Annotated in this window: 13 protein-coding genes; 7 read left to right on the top strand and 6 right to left on the bottom strand. The window is 38.6% G+C overall.

What is annotated here, in order from left to right; all coding sequences use genetic code 11:
• The 3 genes from odhB to sucD all read left to right on the top strand — a co-directional run bounded on the left by odhB (position 1) and on the right by sucD (position 3725).
• The gene (odhB, locus tag I6F45_RS00730) at positions 1 to 1509 is read left to right on the top strand and encodes a 2-oxoglutarate dehydrogenase complex dihydrolipoyllysine-residue succinyltransferase (RefSeq protein WP_165741166.1); all 1509 of its coding nucleotides are present in this window, start codon (positions 1 to 3) and stop codon (positions 1507 to 1509) included.
• Positions 1510 to 1686: 177 nt separating this feature from the next.
• Positions 1687 to 2853: an ADP-forming succinate--CoA ligase subunit beta gene (sucC, locus tag I6F45_RS00725; RefSeq protein WP_007586870.1), complete on the top strand. Its 1167-nt coding sequence runs from the start codon at positions 1687 to 1689 to the stop codon at positions 2851 to 2853.
• Positions 2853 to 3725, top strand: coding sequence for a succinate--CoA ligase subunit alpha (gene sucD, locus I6F45_RS00720; protein ID WP_010552674.1), 873 nt, complete (start codon positions 2853 to 2855; stop codon positions 3723 to 3725). The genes sucC and sucD overlap by 1 nt, the downstream gene beginning before the upstream one ends.
• A 59-nt stretch (positions 3726 to 3784) precedes the next feature.
• Here the strand turns inward: sucD and I6F45_RS00715 are convergent, their stop codons facing one another.
• On the bottom strand, positions 3785 to 4855 hold the full coding sequence (locus tag I6F45_RS00715; RefSeq protein ID WP_165741149.1) for a DUF3083 family protein: 1071 nt from the start codon (positions 4853 to 4855) through the stop codon (positions 3785 to 3787).
• 218 nt (positions 4856 to 5073) lie between these two features.
• On the opposite strand from I6F45_RS00715, the gene glnS reads away from it, so the two are divergent.
• On the top strand, positions 5074 to 6732 hold the full coding sequence (gene glnS, locus I6F45_RS00710; protein WP_010552676.1) for a glutamine--tRNA ligase: 1659 nt from the start codon (positions 5074 to 5076) through the stop codon (positions 6730 to 6732).
• Positions 6733 to 6841: 109 nt separating this feature from the next.
• Here the strand turns inward: glnS and fur are convergent, their stop codons facing one another.
• The 5 genes from fur to I6F45_RS00685 all read right to left on the bottom strand — a co-directional run bounded on the left by fur (position 6842) and on the right by I6F45_RS00685 (position 9379).
• Positions 6842 to 7285: a ferric iron uptake transcriptional regulator gene (gene fur, locus I6F45_RS00705; protein WP_007586857.1), complete on the bottom strand. Its 444-nt coding sequence runs from the start codon at positions 7283 to 7285 to the stop codon at positions 6842 to 6844.
• A 186-nt stretch (positions 7286 to 7471) separates the two neighbouring features.
• Positions 7472 to 7999, bottom strand: coding sequence for a flavodoxin FldA (gene fldA / locus I6F45_RS00700; RefSeq protein WP_007586856.1), 528 nt, complete (start codon positions 7997 to 7999; stop codon positions 7472 to 7474).
• A gap of 14 nt (positions 8000 to 8013) precedes the next feature.
• Entirely contained in the window at positions 8014 to 8292 is a 279-nt protein-coding gene (gene ybfE, locus I6F45_RS00695; RefSeq protein WP_002962928.1) for a LexA regulated protein, read from the bottom strand.
• Between the two features lie 2 nt (positions 8293 to 8294).
• Positions 8295 to 8516, bottom strand: coding sequence for a DUF2788 domain-containing protein (locus I6F45_RS00690; protein ID WP_002962930.1), 222 nt, complete (start codon positions 8514 to 8516; stop codon positions 8295 to 8297).
• 95 nt (positions 8517 to 8611) lie between these two features.
• Positions 8612 to 9379, bottom strand: a complete 768-nt coding sequence (locus I6F45_RS00685; protein ID WP_007586854.1) for an alpha/beta fold hydrolase — start codon at positions 9377 to 9379, stop codon at positions 8612 to 8614.
• Between the two features lie 220 nt (positions 9380 to 9599).
• Here I6F45_RS00685 and seqA point away from each other — a divergent pair, with 220 nt between their 5' ends.
• The 3 genes from seqA (at position 9600) to astE (ending at position 13017) form a co-directional block, all read left to right on the top strand.
• Positions 9600 to 10196 (top strand): replication initiation negative regulator SeqA, encoded by a 597-nt coding sequence (seqA, locus tag I6F45_RS00680; RefSeq protein ID WP_024589204.1) that lies wholly within the window; start codon positions 9600 to 9602, stop codon positions 10194 to 10196.
• A gap of 9 nt (positions 10197 to 10205) precedes the next feature.
• Positions 10206 to 11843: a phosphoglucomutase (alpha-D-glucose-1,6-bisphosphate-dependent) gene (gene pgm / locus I6F45_RS00675; RefSeq protein WP_165741148.1), complete on the top strand. Its 1638-nt coding sequence runs from the start codon at positions 10206 to 10208 to the stop codon at positions 11841 to 11843.
• A gap of 121 nt (positions 11844 to 11964) precedes the next feature.
• Entirely contained in the window at positions 11965 to 13017 is a 1053-nt protein-coding gene (astE, locus tag I6F45_RS00670; protein ID WP_165727887.1) for a succinylglutamate desuccinylase, read from the top strand.
• Positions 13018 to 13116 lie beyond the last annotated feature (99 nt).

Raw genomic sequence — 13116 nt, 5'->3', positions numbered from 1 at the left:
ATGAGCACAGAAATTAAAGTTCCTGTTCTTCCTGAGTCGGTTGCAGATGCTACCGTTGCTACATGGCATGTAAGTGTTGGCGACAAAGTAACTCGCGATCAAAACTTAGTAGACATTGAAACAGATAAAGTGGTTCTAGAAGTTGTTGCACAGCACGACGGTGTAATTACAGAGATATCACAAGAAGAAGGTGCAACCGTACTTGGCGATCAAGTTATGGGTTTACTTGGTGATGCTGATGCAGCGCCAGCAAGTGAAGGTTCAACTAAAGAAGAATCAGCACCAGCTAAATCAGAAGACGCGCCAGCGGCGCAATCAGCATCAGAAGGTAAAGAAGTGGATATTAAAGTACCTGTACTTCCAGAATCAGTTGCAGACGCAACAATTGCTACATGGCATGTACAACCAGGTGACGCTGTAACACGCGACCAAAACTTGGTAGATATTGAAACAGATAAAGTTGTTCTTGAAGTAGTAGCTCAAGAAGATGGCATCATGGGTGATATCATTCACGGAGAAGGTGATACTGTATTAGGCGAGCAAGTAATTGGTTCGGTTAAAGCAGGCGGTGCACCAGCGGCTCCAGCTGCAAAAGCAGACGCAGCGCCAGCAGATTCAAGCGAAAGCTCAGATGTGTTAACTCCATCAGTTCGTCGTTTAATCGCTGAAAAAGGCTTAGACGCTTCTAAAATTAAAGGCACGGGTAAAAATGGTCGTGTAACTAAAGAAGACGTTGATACTTTCTTAAAAGCACCAGCGCCAGCGGCTAAAAAAGCAGAAGCTTCTGCTCCAGCAGCACCGATGGGCGATCGTACACAAAAACGTGTACCTATGACTCGTTTACGTAAAACGATTGCGACACGTCTTCTTGAAGCTAAAAACTCAACTGCAATGTTAACAACATTCAACGAAGTGAACATGGGACCAATCATGAGCCTTCGTAAGCAGTATCAAGAAACGTTTGAAAAGCGTCATGGCATTCGTTTAGGTTTCATGTCTTTCTACGTGAAAGCGGTAACTGAAGCACTTAAACGTTTCCCTGATGTTAACGCATCAATTGATGGTGACGATATTGTTTACCATAACTATTTCGATATCAGCATTGCAGTATCTACTCCACGTGGTCTAGTTACTCCAGTACTTAAAGATTGTGACAAACTATCTGTTGCTGAAATCGAAAAAGGTATTCGTGAACTAGCACTTAAAGGTCGTGATGGTAAGCTAACGCTTGCTGATATGACGGGTGGTAATTTCACTATTACTAATGGTGGCGTATTTGGTTCATTGCTATCTACACCTATCATTAACTTGCCACAATCTTCGATTTTGGGTATGCATAAAATCCAAGATCGTCCTATGGCAGTAAATGGTAAAGTTGAAATACTTCCTATGATGTATTTAGCACTTTCTTATGACCACCGCATCATTGATGGTAAAGAATCTGTTGGTTTCTTAGTGACTATTAAAGAGTTACTTGAAGATCCAACTCGCTTATTGCTAGATGTTTAATCTAGTTGTATGAAATGTAAGCTGTGAATGAACATTCACAGCTTTTTTTTTGCGCCTTTGGTCGTACTGGGGTTTTCATGTTAAGCCTTGGGATCTATACTAGGTGCGCAATTTGGGATAGTTGTTTATTTGAAAAAATATTCAGCTCTTTTAGTATAAAAAATTGGATAAAGCATCATGAATTTGCATGAGTATCAGGCAAAACAACTTTTTGCCGAATATGGTTTACCCGTTTCTACAGGTTACGCTTGCGATACACCTGAAGAAGCTGCTGCAGCTGCTGAAAAAATTGGCGGCGATATGTGGGTTGTTAAAACTCAGGTTCACGCAGGTGGACGTGGTAAAGCTGGCGGTGTAAAGCTAGTTAAAACTATCGAAGAAGTAAAAGCGTTTGCAGCTAATTGGTTAGGTAAAAACCTAGTTACTTACCAAACAGACGAGAAAGGCCAGCCAGTAGCTAAAATTTTAGTAGAAAGCTGTACTGACATTGCTAACGAATTGTACCTAGGTGCAGTAGTTGACCGTGCATCTCGTAAAGTAGTTTTCATGGCGTCTACTGAAGGCGGCGTTGAAATTGAAACTGTTGCTGAAGAAACACCAGAGCTTATCCACAAAGCAGAGATCGACCCGTTAGTAGGTCCTCAAGCTTACCAAGCACGTGAACTAGGTTTCAAATTGGGTCTTAACCCAGTACAAATGAAACAGTTTGTTAAGATCTTTATGGGTCTTGGTAAAATGTTCACTGATTTTGATTTCGCACTACTTGAAATCAACCCGTTAGTAATTACAGATGAAGGCAACCTTCACTGTCTTGACGGCAAAATCGGTATTGATGGTAATGCACTTTACCGTCAACCTAAAATCCGTGAATTCCACGATCCATCTCAAGAAGATGCTCGTGAAGCACACGCAGCAAGCTTCGAGCTTAACTACGTTGCTCTAGACGGTAATGTTGGTTGTATGGTTAACGGTGCAGGCCTAGCAATGGGTACTATGGACATCGTAAACCTACACGGCGGCAAGCCGGCTAACTTCTTGGATGTTGGTGGCGGTGCTACTAAAGAACGTGTTTCTGAAGCATTCAAAATCATTCTTTCTGACGACAATGTTAAAGCTGTTTTAGTAAACATCTTTGGCGGCATCGTTCGTTGTGACATGATTGCTGAAGGCATCATTGGCGCAGTTAAAGAAGTTGGCGTAACCGTACCAGTAGTTGTACGTTTAGAAGGTACTAATGCTGAATTAGGTCGTGAAGTTCTTAAGAACTCTGGTCTAGATATCATTGCTGCTGAATCACTAACAGACGCTGCTGAAAAAGTTGTTGCTGCTGCGGAGGGCAAATAATGTCTGTATTAATCAATAAAGATACAAAAGTTATCTGTCAAGGTTTCACTGGTGGCCAAGGTACTTTCCACTCAGAGCAAGCGCTTGAGTACGGTACACAAATGGTTGGTGGTGTTAGCCCAGGTAAAGGCGGTCAAACGCACCTTGGTCTTCCTGTATTCAACACAGTTCGTGATGCTGTAAAAGAAACTGGCGCAACTGCTTCAGTTATCTACGTACCAGCTCCTTTCTGTAAAGATGCAATCTTAGAAGCTATCGATGCTGGCATCGAGCTAATAGTTTGTATTACTGAAGGTATCCCTACACTTGATATGGTTGATGTTAAAATTAAACTAGATCAAACAGGTACTCGTATGATCGGTCCTAACTGCCCAGGTGTTATTACTCCAGGTCAGACTAAGATTGGTATCATGCCTGGTCATATCCACAAACCTGGTAAAGTAGGTATTGTTTCTCGCTCTGGTACTTTAACGTACGAAGCAGTTAAGCAAACTACTGATGCTGGTTTTGGTCAGTCTACGTGTGTTGGTATTGGTGGTGATCCAATTCCAGGTACTAACTTTATCGACGTTCTAGAAATGTTCGAAAAAGATCCACAAACTGAAGCAATCGTAATGATTGGTGAAATTGGTGGTACTGCAGAAGAAGAAGCTGCAGAGTACATCAAAGCTCACGTAACTAAACCTGTAGTATCTTACATTGCTGGTGTTACTGCACCAGAAGGTAAGCGTATGGGTCACGCTGGCGCAATCATTGCCGGCGGTAAAGGTACTGCTGATGAGAAATTTGCTGCATTAGAAGCTGCGGGCGTAAAAACTGTACGTTCACTTGCTGATATCGGTAAAGCACTTAAAGAGAAAACAGGCTGGTAATCGCTTGTTTCCTTTGAAAAGGCCCGCACATGCGGGCCTTTTTGTTATTAGATGAAAATTTAGAACGGGTAACTAATATGCTGGAAAAAACGTACAGATAAGTCTTGGCGTTGTTTATTTATAGCCAGCTCATTACACAGAGTATAGATTGTTTTTTCTACTTGGTTCATAAATCGACCGTAGCCCATTTCATGTTTATCCTGCTGCGTTGCTACTACTACAAAATGCAGCGTTTCTACTAATTTACTTGCTTCAGAAAAGTGCTTAATTTGATTTTCATTAGATTCAATATCAAAACTTAACTTTTGAAGTTCATCATTGCCTTCACTCTTATCTATTTTACTATTGCGTATAATAGGCGTTGCGCCGTTAGCAACCATAGCGCCATGGTTTAAGTTGTTATTTTGACACGCACGTATAAATGCATATGCAAAGTAGTCATAAAATTTAGCATAGTCGTTTGTGTTCATTAGTGTTTGAAACTGCGTTTTAATTGCGCGCGAAACCGGTATAGTAAAAGTGGCGTAAGTCATCTCTGCATAATCATTGGGTATGCTGCATTGTCTTGATTGGTAGCGAGGGTAGAGACTTCTTAATTTGTAACCATAGCTTTCCTTGTTGCCTTTTTCTTTAGCAAATAGGTCATACGTTAAGTGTTGATGGTCGCGTAGTTTAAACTGGGGCTGATTTATTAAGAGTTGTCCTTGTAAAGTGTCTAACACTTTTTGAACTTTATTATGAAATTCTGCAGAGTTGGCTCGCAAATCATCGCCTGTTGCTAAAAATAGAATGCGTATTTTTTTACTCGGTGTACCTTCAGTGTAATAAATCTTATGCGCTTCGTGATAACGGGGATTATAAAAAAAGAGCATTTGTTTATCTGTTTCTAATTGATAAGACTCATCATTAAATCTTACAACGGGTAGTTTATCATTCGCTAATAAGTGCACATTATAAAGCTCGTACTCATCACAAGAAGCAAACAGCTGGCGTGCAATACGTTCATAGCAGCAATTTATATCACTAAAGCTTTTATAAAAATCCTGATTAGGGGTTATTTCAGCTAAAAGGTAGTGGTTAGCGCGTGCATTAGTTGGAATATATACACGATGTTGATTAAGTGTCGCCATCTTTAAATCCTTATAATGTAGGTTATTTACCTACTATAAACTGTTTAGATGACTTAAATATTGCGTTAAAACAAATTTTATTCATAAACAATGGTTCAGCTGAATTAAAGTTAAGCAATATCAAAAATAAACCTTAATCTAGTGCTGTATGTTAGTGTATGTTTTTGTAATAATGCATTAGTTTTGTTATTACGTAATATTTAGAGGACTACACTCCTATGGCGGAAATTGAGAATCGCCCAAGTAACTTTATTAGAACCCGAATTGATGAAGACTTAGCAAGTAAAAAGCATGCAACAACGCATACACGTTTTCCACCTGAACCAAATGGCTTTTTGCATATTGGTCATGCCAAATCAATTTGTTTAAATTTTGGCATCGCAAAAGATTATAACGGTTTATGTAACTTACGTTTTGACGATACAAACCCAGAAAAAGAAGACATTAACTACGTTAATTCTATAAAAGAAGACGTACAGTGGTTAGGTTTTAACTGGGATGGCGATATAAAGTATTCTTCTAACTATTTTGATACTTTATATGGTTACGCTGTTGAGCTTATAAATAAAGGCTTAGCGTACGTTTGCTTTTTAACAGCGGATGAAGCACGCCAATACCGTGGTACATTGAAAGAGCCAGGTAAAAATAGCCCGTACAGAGATACATCCGTTGAAGAAAACCTAGCGTTATTTGAAAAAATGCGTGCTGGCGAATTCAAAGAAGGCGAATGTGTCCTGCGTGCTAAAATTGATATGGCAAGCTCATTTATGGTGCTTCGCGATCCAATTATTTATCGCGTACGTTTTGCTCATCATCATCAAACAGCAGACAAGTGGTGCATTTACCCAATGTATGACTTCACGCACTGTATTTCTGATGCACTCGAAGGTATTACACATTCATTATGTACACTCGAATTTCAAGATAACCGTCGTTTGTACGACTGGGTACTTGATAACATTAGTTTAGAGTGTCACCCACAGCAAATTGAGTTTTCACGTTTAAATCTTGAATACACAATTATGTCTAAGCGTAAGCTAAGCGATTTAGTGGTAAATAACCATGTAGAAGGGTGGGATGACCCACGTATGCCTACAATTGCAGGCCTGCGTCGCCGTGGTTATACACCAGGTTCAATCCGTGAGTTTTGTTTGCGTATTGGTGTAACAAAACAAGAGAATATGGTTGAAATGGGTATGCTTGAAGCATGTATCCGTGAAGATCTAAACGAAAATGCACCACGTGCAATGGCCGTACTCGATCCTGTTAAAGTTGTTATTGAAAACTACGATGCAGACAAGGTTGAGGTTTTATCTGTGGCTAACCACCCAAATAAAGAAGAAATGGGTCGTCGTGATGTACCGTTTACTCGTGAAATCTATATAGAACGAGAAGACTTTAAAGAAGAAGCGAATAACAAGTTTAAACGTTTAGTGCTTGATAAAGAAGTACGCTTACGTGGTGCTTATGTTATTAAAGCACAGCGTGTTGAAAAAGACGAAAATGGTGAAATCACAACTATCTTCTGTACTTACGATACTGAAACACTTGGTAAAAATCCAAGTGATGGACGTAAAGTAAAAGGTGTTATTCACTGGGTTTCAGCACCAGAGTCTATTACGGCAGAAGTTCGTTTATACGATCGTTTGTTTAGTGTTCCAAACCCAGCAGCCGCTGATGAGTTTGAAACAACATTAAATCCAGAGTCACTGGTTGTTTTATCAAACGCTAAATTAGAGCCATCGCTTGCTAATTCACAAGCAGAGCAGGGCTTTCAGTTTGAGCGTACGGGTTATTTCTCTCGTGATTCTAAATCAGAGAATGTTGTATTTAATCAAACAGTGGGTCTTCGCGATTCATGGTCTAAAACTCAATAAATAATATCTAAATATCTCCAGTATTTACTGGGGATATTCATTACAAGCGTATTTTAGACACAAAAAAACCTGCACTTAGCAGGTTTTTTATTGCTTTTTAAAAGCGGTATTAGCTGTTAGCGTCGCTAAATTCTTTACACGCTGCTTTATCATTACACTCACCGTATAAATATAAAGAATGGTTTGTAAGTGTAATACCATTTTCTTCAGAAATTTCAAGTTGACGACGTTCAATCATCTCATCTTCAAACTCTACAACTTTGCCACACTTCAAACATACTAAATGATCGTGGTGTGTGCTTCCTGAAAGTTCAAATACTGATTTGCCACCTTCAAAGTGATGACGGCTTACAATACCCGCATCATCAAATTGGTTAAGTACGCGGTATACAGTTGCAAGACCAATTTCTTCACCTAGATCCAAAAGAATTTTGTAAACATCTTCAGCACTGATGTGTTGGTTATCTGGAGATTGTAAAATCTCTAATATTTTAATACGCGGTAAAGTTACTTTTAAACCGGCTTTTTTAAGTTCCAAGTTATGATCAGTCATTAAATCTGTCTCAATTTTATTTGGTTATACTAGACATCTTGCAAAGATGTACACGACACATTAGCAACAAACAGGATAACGTGCCTAAGCGTTAAGTGCAAAGAACAATTGATTTATATTGCCACTAAAGCTTAAAACGCTAACTGTTTGATAATTATTTAAACAGCTAGCGATATATGCAGTAAATTAGTCAGCTAATTCACTTAAACACATCTCTTCATATACTTGAGCAGACCATGCTTTAACACGTTGTTCTGTAAGCTCTGGTTGACGGTCTTCGTCGATACCCAAACCTACAAAATGCTTATCATCAGCCATGCCTTTAGATGCTTCAAAGTCATAGCTTTCGCTCGGCCAATGACCAACAACAATAGCGCCACGCTCAGTAACGATATCGTTGATCATGCCCATCGCATCTAAAAAGTACTCAGCGTAATCTTCTTGGTCTCCACAACCAAAAATAGCAACAAGTTTACCTTCAAAGTCTACTTCTTCAAGTTCTGGAAAAAAGTCATCCCAGTCACATTGTGCTTCACCGTAGTACCAAGTAGGGATACCGAATAAGATTAAATCAAATTCAGCAATCTCTTCTTTAGAGCTTTTTGCAATATCATGAACAGCCACTAGCTTCTTACCCAATTCTTTTTGGATCATTTTTGCTACGTGTTCTGTGTTACCTGTGTCACTTCCGAAAAAAATGCCTACACTTGCCATGGATTTAAAACCTTTTATGTATCAATAGCCAATCTTTCTTGTAAAATCGTTTCAATCAGCGCACTGCGGCTAATATTTTGTGCATCTGCCATATCACTCAATGCTTGATATAACTGCGATGAAACTTTAAATTCAACACGCTTTAAGCCACGTGCTTTATCTCTTTTTATTTGATTACGTTTATTTACCTTTAACTGCATATCCCGTGAAAGGGGATTGGTTTTAGGTCTGCCTGGGCGTTTTTCGTATTCAAATAAATCGAGTGTAGTTCTATCTGTTTCTGACTTCGCCATGCTTAACCTACACCTGCGCCTTGCCAAAATACTTGAATAAGACCTTTAGCAATAAAGCCTGAACAACCTAAAAAGAGCACACCCCAGACAATGTATTGTCCGAACTTAGGCACATTGCCACTTTTTAGTACGTCTTTAATTGCCATGCCGATGAATATGAAAATACCGGCTAAGCCAAAATACAACCCTAGGGTATCAAATTCGTTAATTAACTGACTGACCATCAACGTATAACCTTTAAATTAAACGGCGCGTACTATAGCATATAATTATTCATATATTTAGTGCGCAAAATCAAAAACACGCGATTAAAATTGCTTTAAACCGCAGTTAAAAAGTCGTTTATCGCTTTATTTACGGCAAGTGGCTTTTGAGCATGAAGCCAATGGCCTGCGCCATGAATTATTTTAGCCTTGGTATTTTTAAAGCGAGCTTTAATTGCAGTACGATGCTCGGGCAAAATATAGTCAGAATCATTACCTTTAATGAAAAGAGTATCGCATAAACAAGAATTGTTTTCATTAACATTGGATGTAATTGTAGAATATTTTTCGTCAAGCACATTTAAATTAAATCGCCATGCAAAATGACCTTCCTCATTTTTAGCGAGGCTTTTAAGTAGAAACTGTCGAACTCCCAGCTCTTCTATGTAAGGCTGCATTAGAGCATCAGCTTGTTTTCTATCGTCAATTGATTGTGCTGAAACCGCTTTTAATGCCTGTAATATTTTTGTGTGCCGAGCAGGGTAACTAACAGGTGCTATATCAAGTACAACAAGCTTATTTACAAGTTCAGGATGTGTAAGCGCTAATTCCATTGCCACTTTACCACCCATAGAGTGCCCAACTAAATGTGCTTTATCTATGTTCAAATGTGCTAATAACTCAACAATATCTTGTGCCATTGCTGGGTAGTTCATTTCATCACTATGAGGAGAAAGCCCGTGGTTACGTAAATCAACGTTAATAACAGTAAAGTGTTCACTTAATGGTTTTGCTATTACATTTAGGTTTTCTAATGATCCAAAAAGCCCATGTATCAAAATAACATTAGGACCTTGCCCTTGTTGCTTGTAATTTAACTGCATACCCGCCTCCTGAAAATTTCGCCATAGTTTGCCGAGCATTGCTCTAAAAAGCAAAAAATACAGCGACTATTTATTAAATTGGGCTTTTGTTTGTTAAATCAACAACAATGAGGTAAATATTAATATGTTTACGGGAGTGCTTGTTGTAACTCGCATTTCTGATTGGTTTGGGTATAATCACACGGGAGAAAAAAATGTGACCCGTAATGACAGGAAGAACATGAAACAAATCGACATAGACGACGAGTTATATCAATATATTGCTAGCAATACGCAAAGTATTGGTGAAAGTGCATCCACTATTTTACGTCGTTTATTAAATCTGAGCGGCGAAAAAATTCAAACCGCAAACGTAGAACTAACTCAAAATAATCAAACTGCGACTACGTCTACCGCCACATTAAAAAGCTCAGAGCCATCTGCTGCTGAGACTTCAAAAAAACAAACGCCTGTAGCTCACGCACCCGTGAAGCAAAAAAGCGATAATGTTTTTAATGTATTAAATAAAGAAGAGCTGGCAATGCAAAAAGGTGTTGTTGGACGCTTTTTGTTTATTTTAAGTGCATTTTACCGCACACATAAAACTGATTTTTCTGCGGTATTAGACATAAAAGGGCGTGACCGTGTTTACTTTGCTACTAGTAAAGAAGCTTTAGTAAATAGCGGTAGTAGTATGAATCCTAAAAACATAACCGATAGTGAATATTGGGTTATGACTAATTCTAATACAACGCGTAAAAAAATGATGCTTCATGAAGTTGCTCTTTGCCTTGGATATAGTGCAGAGCAAGCTGAAAAAATTCGCGATTACCTGTAAGGAAATATAATGGCTATTCACTCAGGCGCAGGCAAAACTGCTCCACAATCGGCACTGGTTAACGTACCTAAATTAGTATCTGCGTATTACTTAAATGAACCTGATCTTGAACAAAATCCAGAGCATTGTGTTGCCTTTGGTACCTCAGGCCACCGTGGTTGTTCTTACGATGTTAAATTTAACGAGTCACACATTCTAGCGATTACTCAGGCTATTTGTGATTACAGAAAACAAAATGACATATTTGGTCCGTTATTTTTAGGCAAAGACACACACGCATTGAGTGAAGCCGCATTTAACTCTGCAATAGAAGTACTTGTTGCGAATGAAGTGCAAGTGATCACACAAGAAGATGGTGATTTTACGCCAACACCAGTGATTAGCCATGCAATCGTTAGCCACAATAAGCTACACCCAAATGAATTAGCAGACGGGATTGTTGTTACGCCTTCGCATAACCCTCCTGAAGATGGTGGCTTTAAATACAACCCACCTAATGGCGGACCAGCAGATACCGACGTCACTAAATGGATTGAAGACAGAGCTAATCAACTTTTACTAGAAGATTTAGTTGAAGTTGAGTTATTCCCATTCGCTAAGGCATCGCGTTCTGGCTTTATCCGCTACGAAGATTTAATGACTCCTTATATTGATGACTTAGCAAATATCGTTAATTTAAAAGCAATTAGCGATGCAGGTATTAAAATTGGTATCGATCCACTAGGTGGTTCAGGTATTAATTTTTGGCCAGTCATTGCAAAAAAATATAATTTAGATTTAACCGTAGTTAATGATGTTGTTGATCCACGTTTTGCTTTTATGCCACTTGATAAAGACGGCAAAATTCGTATGGATTGTTCATCACCTTATTCAATGGCAAATCTTATTGCACTAAAAGATGATTTTGATGTGTCTATTGGTAACGACCCTGACTACGATCGTCACGGTATTGTAACGCCAGACGGCTTAATGAATCCAAACCACTTTTTAGCAGTGGCAATCGATTACTTACTTAAACACCGTGATTGGAATGAAACCGTAGAAATTGGTAAAACATTGGTTTCTAGCTCTATGATCGACAAAGTAGCTGCTCGTAACAACCGTAAGGTTAAAGAAGTACCAGTAGGCTTTAAATGGTTTGTTGAAGGCTTAAGCAAAGGCAAGCTTGCCTTTGGTGGCGAAGAAAGCGCAGGTGCTGCATTCTTACGTTTTGATGGCTCTGTATGGTGTACAGATAAAGACGGCTTCATTATGGGTCTACTCGCTGCAGAAATACTTGCTGTGACAGGTAAAACGCCATCAGTCCTTTATAAAGAATTAGAACAAGAGTTTGGTTCTCCAATTTATAAACGCCTAGATGCACCAGCCACAAGCGGTCAAAAATCACGTTTACAAGCATTGAGTGCTTCTGATGTAAAAGCAGATACACTTGCTGGCGAGCCTATTTTGCAAAAATTGACTCATGCACCAGGTAACGATGCTGCCATTGGTGGTTTAAAAGTGGTTACTGAAAATGGCTGGTTTGCAGCGCGTCCATCAGGTACTGAAGATATTTATAAAATATACCTTGAATCATTTAAAGGTGAAGAGCATTTAGCGTTACTTGAAAAAGAAGCTAAAAAGCTTGTAGATTCAGTTATAAGCTAACTTAATCTAATAATTTTAAAACGGCTGATTTATTCAGCCGTTTTCGTTTCTATACCTTGTGTATTTATAAAAATATATGCATAAGAGTCTACTCTCACATTATTTTTAAAGGGCTTATTATATGTCAGCCAATCCATCTTACTTAAATGAATTAAAACAAACAGGCGATTTTTTAACGCTTAGTCGTGACAACGAATGGCATTTAGATGCAGGTGAGTTTGTTTTAGATAATGGGACTCGTGTAAATATACACGATACCGGAGTCATTGAGTTTCAACCTGCTGTTATAACGTCAAAAGATGTAGTTTATTCAAGCGCTGTACACGGTAACGAAACTGCGCCAATTGAAATTTGTGATGCACTTATTAAACAAATTATAAAAGGCGAGCTGATACTTAAGCAGCGTGTTTTGTTTATTTACGGTAATCCACAATCAATTAATATTGGCCTGCGTTTTGTAGAAGAAAACTTAAATAGATTATTTAATGGTCACCATACAATTGAAGGTGTACCAATGAATAATGAGCGAAACCGCGCTGCAAAGCTTGAGCAGTACGTAAGCGATTTTTATACACGTGGCGAGCAAGGCAGTACGCGATGTCATTACGACTTACACACTGCAATTAGAGGCTCTAAAAACGAAAAATTTGCTGTGTATCCATTTTTACATGGTAAGCCATGGAAAAAGTCGCAGCTACAATTTTTATTGAGTTGTGGTGTAAATACCGTGCTTATGATGAAATCTCCTGCAACAACATTTAGCTATTATTCGTCATTTATACACGGTGCTGATTCTTTTACGGTAGAGCTGGGTCAAGTTAAGCCATTTGGTCAAAACGATATGGCTCGCTTTGAAAAAACAAAGCAAACCTTAACTGCATTAATTAGTCAAAATGAAGTTAAATATCCTGAATTTAATGCAAACGATTTTGAATTGTTTGCTGTCCATCGCACAATAAATAGAACGCAGAACGATTTTAGCTTTCCTTTTTCTGACGATGCCGAGAACTTTACTGGCTTTGCGAAAGGTGCACTACTTGCAACCGACGGTGATACAGCGATTTACGCTGACGTTGAAGGAGAGGCTATTATTTTTCCAAATGCGAGCGTAGCATTAGGGCAAAGAGCACTCCTTACTGTTATTCCAATGGATATTGATAGCAATTTCGTCTAATTTAACTCATCAGACCACTAGTAACTTAAAGTTAACTATATGATTACTATTAATTAAAGTAACCGTATCGTTAACTTGCCACTTATTTAACCAGTATTT

The organism is Pseudoalteromonas sp. SWYJZ19 (genome assembly GCF_015864375.1).
In the GTDB taxonomy this organism is placed as follows: Bacteria; Pseudomonadota; Gammaproteobacteria; order Enterobacterales; family Alteromonadaceae; genus Pseudoalteromonas; species Pseudoalteromonas arctica.
The sequence above is the reverse complement of the archived record's forward strand: the minus strand, read 5'-3'. Positions and strand labels throughout refer to the sequence as shown.

Coding starts and splice junctions, on each gene's coding strand:
- odhB (WP_165741166.1), top strand. CDS start 1: ATGAGCACAGAAATTAAAGTTCCTGTTCTTCCTGAGTCGGTTGCAGAT.
- sucC (WP_007586870.1), top strand. CDS start 1,687: ATGAATTTGCATGAGTATCAGGCAAAACAACTTTTTGCCGAATATGGT.
- sucD (WP_010552674.1), top strand. CDS start 2,853: ATGTCTGTATTAATCAATAAAGATACAAAAGTTATCTGTCAAGGTTTC.
- I6F45_RS00715 (WP_165741149.1), bottom strand. CDS start 4,855: ATGGCGACACTTAATCAACATCGTGTATATATTCCAACTAATGCACGC.
- glnS (WP_010552676.1), top strand. CDS start 5,074: ATGGCGGAAATTGAGAATCGCCCAAGTAACTTTATTAGAACCCGAATT.
- fur (WP_007586857.1), bottom strand. CDS start 7,285: ATGACTGATCATAACTTGGAACTTAAAAAAGCCGGTTTAAAAGTAACT.
- fldA (WP_007586856.1), bottom strand. CDS start 7,999: ATGGCAAGTGTAGGCATTTTTTTCGGAAGTGACACAGGTAACACAGAA.
- ybfE (WP_002962928.1), bottom strand. CDS start 8,292: ATGGCGAAGTCAGAAACAGATAGAACTACACTCGATTTATTTGAATAC.
- I6F45_RS00690 (WP_002962930.1), bottom strand. CDS start 8,516: ATGGTCAGTCAGTTAATTAACGAATTTGATACCCTAGGGTTGTATTTT.
- I6F45_RS00685 (WP_007586854.1), bottom strand. CDS start 9,379: ATGCAGTTAAATTACAAGCAACAAGGGCAAGGTCCTAATGTTATTTTG.
- seqA (WP_024589204.1), top strand. CDS start 9,600: ATGAAACAAATCGACATAGACGACGAGTTATATCAATATATTGCTAGC.
- pgm (WP_165741148.1), top strand. CDS start 10,206: ATGGCTATTCACTCAGGCGCAGGCAAAACTGCTCCACAATCGGCACTG.
- astE (WP_165727887.1), top strand. CDS start 11,965: ATGTCAGCCAATCCATCTTACTTAAATGAATTAAAACAAACAGGCGAT.